Genomic DNA, 12,809 nt, shown 5'->3' with positions numbered 1-12,809 from the left:
GTTTTTTTATGGCTGAAGGTTGAAAGTTAAATTTATAGCTTGGTTACTATTGTGTCAATATCTAGATTAATCTAAATTAGCTACCTGTGAGTAGTTATTCCGGTTGCCACTGATGACATGCCTCCGATTATTCGATAATAATAGTAAAGCTAATTTAGCGAAGGCGGACAGAATCGATGTGCTGTGTCGGCAATGGTAGTCGATGATTTTTATCGACTACCATTGCGGGGCGATTCAAAGACGTGGGCTGGCGGCTTTGAATCGAGGTCGCAGACCACACTTCGGCTGCGACCGTCCCCCATAGCACATCGGTTCTGTCCGGCGAAGCGCCGAAAATTACCAGTGCTTCAAAAAAGCATTGAACTATCAGTGGCAACCGGACGAGTTTTTTACCGAAACGTTACTGAACTAATCGTGCAATCGTTGCAATATCTTCTGGGGTCGTGCGGCAACAGCCCCCAATAATTTGAGCACCATTGGCGAGCCATTTTGGCACGTAACTATCGAACTGGTGGCTCCGGGCCGTTGGTTGCCAGGTCTTTGTGATTGGATCGTACTCATCCCCTGAATTGGGATAGACAATCAGTGGAATATCGACCGCTGCACGTAAGGTTTCCAACGCTGGCGCAATGTTTTCTAGCGTCGTACAGTTGACCCCGACCGCTTCCACGTTTGGTTGTTGTGCAACCCACGCGGCGGCGTCAGCTAACGGTGTGCCATCCCATAACGTCTGCGGGTCGGCAATACTGAAACTGACCCAGTAGTGTTGTTCGGGCCATTTTTGATTGATCAGGCGAACCAGCGCTTGGACTTCATCAAATTTTGGCATGGTTTCTAAAGCTAATAAGTCAACGCCCACTTGGGTAATCAGTTCTAGCCGCTCACGGTGAAAGTCTTGGTAGCCGGCCTCGTCCAACTGGTACTTGCCGGTATATTCACTGCCATCGGCCAAGTAAGCCCCGTATGAGCCGATACTGCCCGCAATCAACGCCTGAAAATCAGGATGGCTAGTTACGTAATCAGTCCGCGCTTGTTTAGCAATGCTGACGGCATCCTGAATTAACTGCCGGGCGCGCGATGCGGCGATGCCCGCTTGCACAAACGCCGGTACGCTGGCCTGATAAGTGTTCGTAATCGTGATGCGCGCCCCCGCGTCAAAGTAACTACGATGCACCGCTGCAATTGCCTCTGGATGATCAAGCATCGCCGTTGCCGACCACAGTGCGCTATCCGTTTGGACCCCACGCTTTTCTAGTTCCGTTGCCATTGCGCCATCCAAAACGATGGGCCCTTGTTTTAATAGTTTCTTTACAGTTACAGCTTGCATAAATGATTTCCTCTCTGCCTAGAAGTTATGTTATTCTAATAGCATTACTGATTTCCTCATCTTATTCTAATACTTGCGTTCTTGCAAGTAGGGAAGGCCGTTTTCAAATGTCAAAACAAACTCACCTTAGTCGCCAGATGGAATCCCGGCACGTCCTAATGATTTCGTTAGGCGGCGTCATCGGGACTGGCCTATTTCTCAGTTCCGGCTACACGATTCATCAAGCCGGACCAATCGGGACACTGCTTGCCTATACCATTGGGGCAATCATTGTGTACCTCGTCATGCTCTGTTTAGGTGAACTTGCCGTGGCAATGCCCTACACCGGGGCGTTTCACGTGTACGCTAAAAAGTACATTGGGCCCGGGACTGGTTTTACGGTGGCCATCCTTTACTGGTTGACCTGGACGATTGCGCTCGGCTCAGAATTCACCGCAGCTGGGCTCATCATGCAGCACTGGTTCCCCCACGTTGCCACTTGGCTGTGGAGTTTACTATTCATGGTCGTCATTTTCACGGTCAACGCCTTATCAGTCCGGTGGTTCGCCGAAACTGAGTTCTGGTTTTCCAGTATTAAAGTCTTTGCCATCATTGCTTTTATTATCTTAGGTGGCTTGGCCATTGTTGGCATCTTGCCACTCCATGGTCATACCACCGCCCCGTTACTCACTAACTACACTAAAAACGGGTGGTTTCCTAACGGTTTTGGCGGGGTCTTTACGACCATGCTGACCGTTAACTTCGCCTTTTCAGGAACGGAACTAATCGGGATTACCGCCGGCGAGACCAAGGACCCGGCTCACACGATTCCCGCCGCAATTCACACGACCTTGTGGCGCCTGATCATCTTCTTTGTTGGCAGCATGTTCGTCATGGCAGCGTTGATTCCTTATAAGCAGGCTGGCGTGACGCAGAGTCCCTTCGTACTCGTCTTCAAGGAAATCGGGATTCCGTACGCCGCCGATATCATGAACTTTGTCGTGCTGACCGCCATTATGTCAGCCGCTAACTCGGGACTCTACGCCTCCACCCGGATGTTATGGTCTTTAGCTAACGAAGGCACCATCCCCGTGGTCTTTAAAAAGACGACTAAACGGGACGTTCCGATATTTGCCCTGATGGCTAGTATGATTGGCGGCATTTTAGCCTTATTATCAAGCATCTACGCAGCCGGTTCCGTTTACTTAGTCCTCGTTTCAATTTCGGGTCTAGCGGTCGTGCTCGTTTGGATGGCGATTGCCCTATCTGAAATCAACTTTCGTAAAGCTTACGTTAAAAGCGGGCAGTCGCTGGATAAATTGGCCTTTAAAACGCCTGGTTATCCGGTAGTTCCTTGGCTGGCCTTCATTTTAAGCGGCCTGTCATGCTTGCTCATTTGGTTCGATCCTAATCAACGGATTGCGTTATACTACACGCTCCCGTTTGTAGCCATCTGTTACGCCGGTTACTATATCAACGAAAAAATCAAACGCGCTAAAAATTAAGCTTTAAAATTAAACTTTAAAATTAAACTCATGGTCCGACAGTACTTTCAAACATTGAAAGCCTGTCGGGCCATGAGTTTTTAATTCAGTTATCGCTCGATAACGCTGCTAAATAAGCATTTAAAGCGCTTAACTAAAATTATTTATGCTATGATTATTTTAAAGTTACGAACTAAAAAAGACCCGTTTCAATTAAAAATAAAGGAGCTGATTTCATGGGTCGTGGGTTATTACTTGTTAATTTAGGGTCACCGGCAACACCCGAAACGGCTGACGTTAAAAGCTACCTCCGTGAGTTTTTAAGTGATCAAAGCGTGGTCGAAATGCCACCCGCCCTGTGGCAACCAATCTTGCGCGGCATTATTTTACCAACGCGGTCTTGGCGTTCAGCCACGTTTTACCGGGACTGCTGGTTGCCAGCCGGATCACCACTTATCGTACATAGTCAGGATTTACGTGATCAAGTTCAAGCGGCGCTCCCGGACTGGGATGTCCGGCTAGCCATGACGTACGGCCAACCAGATATTGGTGACACGTTAAGAGCCATGGTCGCGGATGGTTGCCAGCACCCTGTCGTTTTACCGCTCTTTCCCCAGTACACTCAAAGTACGCACCAAGGCATCATTAACCAGGTCAACGCAACGGGTATGCCGCACACTTTGATCCATCACTTTTACGATCAGACCACTTATCAGCAGTTATTAGCCGCCAAAATCGAGAAAAGCTATCAACAACACCACTTTGACGCCGTCGTATTTAGCTATCACAGCATTCCAACCGCAATGGTTCGCCACGGCGACCCCTACCAGCAAGAATGTGAAGCGACAACGGCGGGCGTCAGCCAGTACTTACAAACAGTACCGCAAGACCAAATCGTCACGGCCTACCAATCCAAATTTGGGCCAATGCCGTGGCTTAAGCCGTACCTGCGCAACGAACTGATGCAACTCGTCGAAATGGGTAAACGGGACGTTTTAGTCGTGACACCGTCGTTTGTTTGCGATTGTTTAGAAACTTTGGAAGAAGATTTCGTTCAAAATTATCAAACTTTTCGCGCTAGTGGTGGCGACCGGTTTGATCTGGTGCCCTGCTTCAATGACGACCCCCAATTTGCCCATTTTCTCGCAACATTAGCCCTAAATGCTCAGGAGGTGGTCATTAATGACGCCTAATAAACGTCACAGTTTAGAAGAGATCAACCAGAGTGTGGCCGTTCCCGACGTTTATCAGAGTGCTTTCTGGCAGAAATTTCTTGCCTACAGCGGTCCCGGGGCCCTAGTTGCCGTGGGCTACATGGATCCGGGTAACTGGTTAACCTCACTAGCCGGTGGGGCGCAATTTCAATACCGGTTACTGGCAGTACTCGCCCTATCAATTCTCGTCGCCATGTTCATGCAGGCCTTAGCCATCAAGCTGGGCGTCGTCGCCCGGCAAGACTTGGCCCAGGCCATCGCCAGTACGCTTCCTCGACCCGTGCGCTACGCCGCGTGGATACTCAACGAAATCGCCATGATGGCAACCGACATGACCGGGGTCATCGGAACAGCGCTAGCTTTAAAAATGCTGTTTGGCCTACCCTTACTATTCGGTATCTTACTGACAGTTGGGGACGTCTTAGTCGTGCTCCTTTTCCTCCGCTTTGGTATCAGACGGGTTGAGTTCATTGTATTACTCGCAATTTTGACGGTCGGCATCATCTTCGGACTAGAAGTCGCCCGGGCCCACGTTGATACTAGCGCTGTATTCCGGGGATTCATCCCAAACAGTCTCATTTTTAAAAACCACCAGGCGCTCGTTTTGAGCTTAGGCATCTTAGGGGCAACGATCATGCCACATAACTTATACTTACACTCATCACTAGCTCAGAGTCGGCGCTACGACTATCACGATCCCGTCCAGGTCCGTGAAACTTTACGCTTCGCCAACTGGGATTCCAACGTGCACCTCGTGGCGGCCTTTCTAATCAACGCGCTCCTGCTCGTTTTAGGGGGTAGCCTGTTTTTCGGGCACACCCACGCGTTGGCAAGTCTGCAGGCCGTCTTTCACGGCCTGCAAAATAACGCCATCGTCGGTCAATTAGCGAGTCCGTTAATGGGCGGCCTCTTCGCGTTAGCACTGCTCATCACTGGACTGATTTCTTCCATTACGAGCACCTTAGCGGGACAAATCGTGATGGAAGGCTACCTGCACATTCGCTTACCCTTATGGCAACGGCGGCTATTGACCCGTTGCGTGACACTCATTCCCATTCTCATCATCGGTTTTATGGTTGGCTTCAGTGACCAAGCCTTTGAAGCTTTGATCATCGATGCCCAGGTCGCCCTAAGCGTGGCCTTGCCGTTCACGATGCTCCCACTGGTTGCTTTGACGAGTAACCGCAAATTGCTGGGCACACACGTCAATTCAACCGGCGTTCGTATCCTCGGTTATACGCTTGCTATTATTATCAGCTTATTAAACGTTGACTTAATTGTTAATCTATTTTGAGTTAATTATTGCCAACGCAAAAAGGGAGTTGAGACAAATGTCTCAGCTCCCTTTTACCACCGTGACTAAGATGGCGGATCAATTAACCAGTTCAAATCGTCATTCGAACCCGTGAAGTGATTTAATGACATTACAACATGACGCCATCGATAAGTCAATCCTTATTCAAGTTTAACTAATTATTTCAAAGTACAGCCGTCAAGGTTAAGAATCGTTAATCAGTCGGGGGTATTAACAAGGTACGCCCGTAAGAACGCCTCTTCGTCGTCATTGGCCTGCTGACCGACAGCATTCTTTTGATCGACTAAGAACACGTGGCCTTGGGGCTTTTCCGGCGTTCCATACATCTTGAAGACGTGTGGGATTTCCTTAGCCGTCATAAACCCGTCCATCTTCGCCGAATTATTGCGCAAGAAGTCCGTGTTGCCCGTACAAATAAACGTCGGAATAAACGGCGCTTGCAGGTAATCTTCCGTTGCCAACCGTTGCCGCTGAGTTTTGACGATTTCAGGTGAAAAGTAGGCTGCACCCGCTGCCGTAATCATCCCCGGATCCAACATAAATAACGCCGCACTGTTCAGGACTAACGCCCGAAAATGCAACTTAGTCAACGGATAACCGAACTGACTCCGGTAGTCGGGGTTCGTCAAAATCGTGGCGTACTGTTCAGCCATCTGACCGCCAGCACTGTCCCCCATTAAGATTACGTTATTTGGATCTAACCCGTATTCTTCGGCGTGTTCGGCGACCCAGTGAACGTAGGCGTTAACGTCATCCAACTGGTCTGGGAAAACGACGTCCGGAGCCAGCCGGTAGTTAGGGTTCACAAAGGCGAATCCCCGCTGGGCCCAGTTCAAGCCAAAGAATTGATAGGTTTCCTTAGTCCCATAACACCAGCCCCCACCGTGAATATTGATAATCGTTGGAATGGGCTTGGACACTCCGGTTGGTAAATATAAATCTAATAGGTGCCACGGTGTTTCTGCCCCATACCTTAAGTCATTAACCCGTTTGACACCCGGTACTTCGGTTGGTAAACCCGCGTCACGGCGATCATCGTTTGCCTTAAACGACTGACGCAGGTCCATAATTGCCTTTTTTTCTGATACACTCATTATGTAACCGCCTCCATCACCAGTTAATTTTAAGCCTTAAACTTAGCAACCGGCAAGGGAAACTTTATGCTACAATAAAAACCGTCGTTATCATGAAGATAACGGCGGCTATGAAACGAATTGGCTTGAATATACGTGCTATATATTACTTCGTTTCATCCATAATTATAACAGATAAAGGTTACGATGAGTTTGCAGAGTAATTACAAACGTGCAAATTATCATCCTCACTTTTTCCAGTCATCCACTTCCAAGCTAGTGGATATGGATACATAGAGAAAGGAAGTCCTACTGATGGTTAAAATTGCAGTGCTTTCCGACGTTCATGGTAACGCCACTGCTCTCGAAGCTGTCTTGCATGACGCTTCGGCACAAGGCGTAGACGACTACTGGACGGTCGGCGATATGACGGTCCGAGGCCCCGAATCCGAGCGGTGTTTAGACTTACTAGACGCTGTCCATCCGTCCGCTTACGTCCTCGGCAATCATGAACAAAATTACCAAAAAGTTCTGAACGCAACCCCGACTAACTTCACTAAGCCTAAGCAAGTTATGGCGACCATTTTGACTGCTTATGACCGCCGACAGTTAAGCCCGTCACACTTCCAGCAATTATTACAATTACCGCTGACCGTGACCAAACACGTGGGACCGCTGACCATTCGTTTACAACACGTCCTCCCAAATTTTGCCAGTGGACACTCACTTGCGCCCACGGCCGAACAGGTTAACTTTGACCAGGCTGCCGCTGGAAACGTGGACATCGTGATTTATGCCCACACCCATCAGCCCATCATGCGTTACTCAACCCAAGGACAACTGATTTTAAACGCAGGGACGGTCGGTCTTCCGACTGCCATCAATCCCAGGTTACGTCAGCCCCGGGCTTCTTACCTGATTTTGACGATCGATGAACAGGGGTTACAAAATACGGAGTACCGCCAAGTTGATTTTGACTGGCGACTGGCAATTCAAATTGCAAAAGACCGCAACTTGCCCTACCTGTCATTCTATGAACAGACGTTGGCCACGAATGCTTACCAATACGCCCCCAGTGCCGTATCCGCTTACAACATCCAGCACGACATGGATAAGCAAGCGCGTTTAATTCTTAGCGATAATCGTCGCTGAAAAAACACTAAGAATTCGGAAGAAAATAGTTTCATTCTGTCATGATTTCTGTATACTGTTTAAGTCGAGCGTTGAACGTTAACGTTTGGTTTCAAGAGAGGAGTCATGATTAATGTACATTAAACAAGCAACCCTTGATGATTTAGATACGATCATCGATATTTTAAGCGACGGGCGTAACCAGTTAGCCGAGGCCGGGGTCGACCAATGGCAAGGCGACTACCCTTCCCGCAAGCAAATCACTGGCGATATTATGCAAGGCGTCGCGTTCTTAGTTAACGCCGACGATAACGCTACGGTCGGTGCCGTCGCAATCGTGCCATCACCAGACGCCACTTATGACACGGCTAACGCTGAATGGCTGAACAAGACGGAACCTTACCGGGTCCTCCACCGCGTAGCGATTCATTCAAGCCACGCTGGCCATGGCTATGCCACCCAATTATTTGAAAAAATCATTACTCACATCACTGAAAAACACGCCGAAATTAAAAGTATTCGGATTGATACCCACTCAGACAACTTAGCAATGCAACATTTAATTGCAAAGATGGGCTTCCAACGGGTCGGTGAAATGGTCGGTGTTTACCACCACGATGACGTTTGTTATGTTTATGAAAAATTGATCCACTAAACAAAGTGCTCCTCAAGCCGGATTTCCGGTTTGAGGAGCTTTTTTTGTCATATTTCAAAAATTAAAAAAATCAAATTTTGCTTTGGATGTCGTTATATCAATGCTCAAACTAATTAGTCCGGTCGTCACTGATAGCATGCGGTCGTGGGACCGGGTCAAGCCAAAAACGTCTTGTCCCTCGCCCGGAACGATTGCAAAAAGCGCAATTGTCCCGGACCGTCCGTGGTGTATGGCCGAAAACCATCGGCCCAACGCCACCTTCACGACCGATACTATCAGTGACAACCTCCGATGGTTTAATGAATTTTTGGATTATCGCATTAGTAAATCTACTTTTAGCGAAGTCGGACAGCCTGGTTGTGCTGTGTCGGCAAGATTAGCGAGCGGTTTTCAGTCGCCAATCTTGCGGGGCGATTCAAAGACGCGGGTTATCGGCTTTGAATCGAGGTCGCAGACCGCAGTTTTTGGCTGCGGCCGTCCCCCATAGCACAACCAGGCTGTCCGACGAAGCGAATATTTATGAATAACTATGGCATTGACGTTAATCTTAGACCTTTCAGTTATTGTAGCCGCCCTTAAATCTACTGATCAGGATTAGACAGTACGTGCTTGATTCTAGATAAAACATCTTTATTCTGGTGCACCGTTTGACAGTCTTGGTCTAGCAAGTACGCCAACTGAGCTCGGCGTTGTGGCCGGTCCAAGAAAACGTAACTCCGCGGCGCAACAAAGTTCGGGAACTGCGCCTTTAGATTTGCCAAGCGCACCGGCTCAAAAGTAATGACAGTCGTCACCGGAATTGCTAAGCCCGTGCTGGCGGGTGCTAAGTAGGCCATCGTTGACTGGGGATCATCCCCTTGTAGCTTGGCACCTAGTTGGCCGAGGACTGCGGGGGCCGCTGTAATAGCCGGGGCACACTGGACGTAACTACCGATGCCACCCTGCTTTCCAGTCGTATAAATAAACGCTTGAAACGCGCGTGAATAAAAGCGCCGCCGAAACTCAAGCACCTTATCGCCAGCTTCAATCGCCGCAGCCGGTTGCGGATGTAACGAAAACAGTAACGTTGGTAATTGAGGCTCATAATAATCTTGAATGGTTGACACACTGCCACCTCATTTTGCTTTAAATTGGATGTCTTTAGTATAAAACAAGCCCCACCGGCGAACAAAATACGAACTTTATAGCGTTTGTAATTTTAATTATCCGGATTTATATGTTGATAAGCTGGAAATTACCGTTTTTTTATTGTATATTGTTCGTATCAACAGCAAAGGTGGAATTAATTGTGCACTGGTTAGCAGATTTATTAGCCGCCGTGGGGGTCGTCTTGAACGGGATTCCCCAAGGTATTATGGCAATGACGCTCGGATTTGCCGTTTTTCCGACCGCCTTTTCATTTGGATTAGCAGCACTGGTTAACGGCGTTGCCGGATCGGTTGCCCCGATTTCATTTCAAGCGGAATCCTTAGCCTTAACCGGACATTTAGGTAAGGACCTCCGCGAGCGAACTTCAATCATTTTCTTTGGGGCGGCAATCATGTTAGCAATTGGGCTAACCGGTTCTTTGACCCGCATCGTCGACATTTTAGGCAATCAAATTATGGCTGGGATGATGGCCGGAGTTGGCTTAATGCTCGCCAAGATTGCCCTACAAATGACCAAGGAACAGCGCAATTTTGGGTGGCTGTCGATTGCTCTAGCCACCGTGACTTACATTATCAGTAAGGACTTAGTCTGGACCATTGCCATTTCCGTTATTGGCACGAGTCTATACGCGGTCTTCGGCGAGAAGTATCATGTGACCCTTCCAGAACACGTCACGGCCCGCAAATTTCAATTTGTGAAGCCCTTAGTCAACGTAAAAATCTTACGGGGCGCTTTGAGCCTTGCCTGCTTAAACATCGGTGCCAACATTTCATACGGCCTGATTACGGGGCAAATGACGGGACAAAAACCTAACCCAGTTAACCTTAATTTATTGACGAGTACGCAAGCGTTGGCCGACTTTGGCACGAGTTTACTCGGTGGTGCGCCCGTCGAAACCATTATTTCTGCGACTGCCAGTGCACCGGAACCTGTGATTGCCGGCGTCTTAATGATGGTCATCATGGCAATTATTCTATTGATGGGCTGGCTCCCTAAAGTGGGGCAATACGTTCCTAGTGCTTCAATTGCCGGTTTTCTATTTATCTTAGGGACCGTCGTCATCTTCCCAGAAAACGCCGCAACCGCCATGCACGGTTCAATGGGAACGATTGCTGGAATCACTTTAGTCATTACCGCGCTGGTCGATCCGTTTACCGGGCTTCTCAGCGGTGCCATTTTGAAATTTGGTTTGCCATTATTAGGATTGGGGATCTAACACATGTCAAAAACTTATGAACTAACACTTGGGCCACTCAAACGCGACTTACCACTGGTTAGGATCAGCCCAACGACCACCATCGCGTCATTCGTGCTACTAGGCGACGCGGAACTAACGGAATACGCTGCCGACCAACTGAGCCAAAAACTGGCTACCACGCCGTTTGACTACCTCGTCACCATGGAAAGCAAGGGCATCCCGTTAGCACAGGTGCTAAGTGACAAGACCCACCATCCCCACTTCATCGTGTTACGTAAAAGCGTTAAGGATTACATGCACGCCCCGGTTTCCGAACCCGTACATGCGATTACCACCAGTTCGGATCAAAAATTAGTCTTGGACGGGGCCGACGCAGCGCTAATTAAGGGCAAACGGGTCATCATTGTCGACGACGTCATTAGTAGCGGGGGTTCGTTAAATACGGCTCGCGCCCTGCTGAATCAGGCTGGTGCCACAATCGTTAAACAGTTGGCGATTCTCGCTGAAGGGGACGCCGCGGACCGTGACGATATTGATTTTCTGGCCCCCCTACCTTTATTTAAATAATCTTTCACTAAAAAATAGTGGTTCAGAAATCTACACTCAACAGATTTCTGAACCACTATTTTTAATTTTGCTTAATTTAAGCTTCAATCCCACGGTCAAACAACTCTTGGTACAAAGCTAATTCTTCAGGCGTATTGCGACTACTCATGAAGTGAATCGTCCGCTCACGTGATGCAGTCTGTAGCAAATTCTTTTGTTTTAATTGATACTGTAAGTTCCGACTGATTCCCGCATAGCCGGTGTAGACACTAACGGGATGGTCAAATTCTGATTGAATTAACTTTTCAATAAACGGGTAGTGGGTGCAACCTAAAACTAAACCGTCCACTTGTGCCGTCGCGACCGTTCCTAATAACTGATGAACAAGTTGCTTGATAGCGGGAAGCGCTGTTTTTCCTTGTTCAACCAAGTCGGCTAACCCCGGACAGGCTAACGATTGAATAGCCGTTTGTGCTTGATACCTAGCGACCTGCGCGTTGTACTTTGGCAAACTGATTGTTAGCGGCGTCGCCATCACTAATATGTGACGTTTACCCGCATCCACGGCTTCTTTTAAAGCTGGTTCAATGCCTAAGATGGGCAGTTCTGGATAAGCAGCCATTAATTCGGGCTTAGCCGCACTGGTTGCCGTGTTGCACGCAATTACGACTGCTTTAACCTGTTGCTGCCGTAGCGTTTCAATCACGTTAGTAGCTAACGTACAAACCTCGGCAGCGGATTTCTCACCGTACGGGGCGTTAGCCGAATCCCCATAAAAAATAAAATCTTCATTTGGCAAATCGGCTGCTAACGTCCGCAGCGTACTAATTCCACCAACCCCGGAGTCAAAGACTCCGATTGGTGCATCTAATCGTTCCATTTCAATCCCTCTTATGTCATCCAACCAATTACCCACTGATTGGACCAATCTTTGTTGTTACGTGTCACAATATTAAGCATACGCTCGTTTTTATCCCGATACAAAATTTATTATACGCAGCTAATACACGGTAATTTCACGACCATCCACACTGATCAGTTGATCTTCAGCTAGAAGCTTAAATTGTCGACTCAGCGTTTCCGGCGTCACGCCTAGGTAGCTGGCTAATTCTTTCTTCTTCACCGGTAATCGGAAATGTGTTTGTTGGTTTTCTTGGCTAACTTGTTGTAAATATGTCAGTAGGCGCTCCTTAGAACCAAGATTACTAGTTAAGGCACTCATGGACTCTAAGGCAGTTAAGCGGTCCCCTAACGCGTTTAACAAGTTCAGGGCCAAGGTTGGGACTCGCTTGACTAAGCCCTGGAAATCATGGCTCCCGATGGAACAGATGCGGGTATCTTCCACCGCCTCGGCGTAATTATAATGCGGCCGTTGCGTAAATAGCGCTGCCTCACTGTCAATGCTGCCGGGACGTAACATGTACAAGATCTTTTCCTTACCATTTTCATTCAACTGGTACACCTTGACCTGGCCCTGATCAATAATCATCATTCGGTCTAGCAGCGTCGTGGGCGCGTACAGGACGGTTCCCTTGGGGAAAAGTTGTTGGTGAACGGATATTTTAGCTAACGCCGCAATGTCGTCATCACTCAGTCCCTGGAAGATTGAAGCGGATTGCACACATTTAAATGCAGAATGGGTCATTTTTTCTCCTTTCTTGATAAATGTCAATTTTTTCTAATTGCCGTTAGTATACACTAAGTCTCGTTGAAAGAAAGTCAAACAATCTGGAGGATC

The 12,809-nt window shown here is 48.2% G+C and carries 12 protein-coding genes; 7 read left to right on the top strand and 5 right to left on the bottom strand.

The genetic code is table 11. The features are described from left to right. Positions 1-400: 400 nt before the first annotated feature. On the bottom strand, positions 401-1,327 hold the full coding sequence (gene mmuM / locus AAA939_RS06345; protein ID WP_338209264.1) for a homocysteine S-methyltransferase: 927 nt from the start codon (positions 1,325-1,327) through the stop codon (positions 401-403). Between the two features lie 107 nt (positions 1,328-1,434). Here mmuM and AAA939_RS06340 point away from each other — a divergent pair, with 107 nt between their 5' ends. The 3 genes from AAA939_RS06340 (at position 1,435) to AAA939_RS06330 (ending at position 5,298) form a co-directional block, all read left to right on the top strand. Then, on the top strand, positions 1,435-2,811 hold the full coding sequence (locus AAA939_RS06340; protein ID WP_338209266.1) for an amino acid permease: 1,377 nt from the start codon (positions 1,435-1,437) through the stop codon (positions 2,809-2,811). A gap of 215 nt (positions 2,812-3,026) precedes the next feature. Next, on the top strand, positions 3,027-3,983 hold the full coding sequence (gene hemH, locus AAA939_RS06335; RefSeq protein WP_338209268.1) for a ferrochelatase: 957 nt from the start codon (positions 3,027-3,029) through the stop codon (positions 3,981-3,983). Then, positions 3,973-5,298, top strand: coding sequence for an Nramp family divalent metal transporter (locus AAA939_RS06330; RefSeq protein ID WP_338209270.1), 1,326 nt, complete (start codon positions 3,973-3,975; stop codon positions 5,296-5,298). Before hemH ends, AAA939_RS06330 begins: the two co-directional genes overlap by 11 nt. Before the next feature lie 218 nt (positions 5,299-5,516). Here the strand turns inward: AAA939_RS06330 and AAA939_RS06325 are convergent, their stop codons facing one another. Then, complete coding sequence (locus tag AAA939_RS06325; RefSeq protein WP_338209272.1) at positions 5,517-6,413, bottom strand: alpha/beta hydrolase; 897 nt, start codon at positions 6,411-6,413, stop codon at positions 5,517-5,519. A 294-nt stretch (positions 6,414-6,707) separates the two neighbouring features. Between AAA939_RS06325 and AAA939_RS06320 the strand changes: the two genes are divergently transcribed. Then, complete coding sequence (locus tag AAA939_RS06320; RefSeq protein ID WP_338209273.1) at positions 6,708-7,544, top strand: metallophosphoesterase family protein; 837 nt, start codon at positions 6,708-6,710, stop codon at positions 7,542-7,544. A 112-nt stretch (positions 7,545-7,656) separates the two neighbouring features. Next, entirely contained in the window at positions 7,657-8,178 is a 522-nt protein-coding gene (locus tag AAA939_RS06315; RefSeq protein WP_057705842.1) for a GNAT family N-acetyltransferase, read from the top strand. A gap of 581 nt (positions 8,179-8,759) precedes the next feature. On the opposite strand, the gene AAA939_RS06310 is transcribed toward AAA939_RS06315, so the two are convergent. After that, on the bottom strand, positions 8,760-9,284 hold the full coding sequence (locus tag AAA939_RS06310) for a hypothetical protein (RefSeq protein WP_338209276.1): 525 nt from the start codon (positions 9,282-9,284) through the stop codon (positions 8,760-8,762). 182 nt (positions 9,285-9,466) lie between these two features. Here AAA939_RS06310 and AAA939_RS06305 point away from each other — a divergent pair, with 182 nt between their 5' ends. After that, the gene (locus AAA939_RS06305; RefSeq protein WP_338209375.1) at positions 9,467-10,543 is read left to right on the top strand and encodes an NCS2 family permease; all 1,077 of its coding nucleotides are present in this window, start codon (positions 9,467-9,469) and stop codon (positions 10,541-10,543) included. 3 nt (positions 10,544-10,546) lie between these two features. Further along, a complete protein-coding gene (locus AAA939_RS06300) occupies positions 10,547-11,092 on the top strand; it encodes a phosphoribosyltransferase family protein (protein ID WP_338209277.1) in 546 nt (181 codons plus the stop codon). A 76-nt stretch (positions 11,093-11,168) separates the two neighbouring features. Here the strand turns inward: AAA939_RS06300 and murI are convergent, their stop codons facing one another. Further along, positions 11,169-11,951, bottom strand: coding sequence for a glutamate racemase (murI, locus tag AAA939_RS06295; protein WP_338209279.1), 783 nt, complete (start codon positions 11,949-11,951; stop codon positions 11,169-11,171). Between the two features lie 120 nt (positions 11,952-12,071). Beyond that, on the bottom strand, positions 12,072-12,716 hold the full coding sequence (locus AAA939_RS06290; RefSeq protein WP_338209281.1) for a Crp/Fnr family transcriptional regulator: 645 nt from the start codon (positions 12,714-12,716) through the stop codon (positions 12,072-12,074). Positions 12,717-12,809 lie beyond the last annotated feature (93 nt).

The organism is Lactiplantibacillus paraxiangfangensis, assembly GCF_036246185.1.
GTDB lineage: Bacteria > Bacillota > Bacilli > Lactobacillales > Lactobacillaceae > Lactiplantibacillus > Lactiplantibacillus paraxiangfangensis.
The sequence above is the reverse complement of the archived record's forward strand: the minus strand, read 5'-3'. Positions and strand labels throughout refer to the sequence as shown.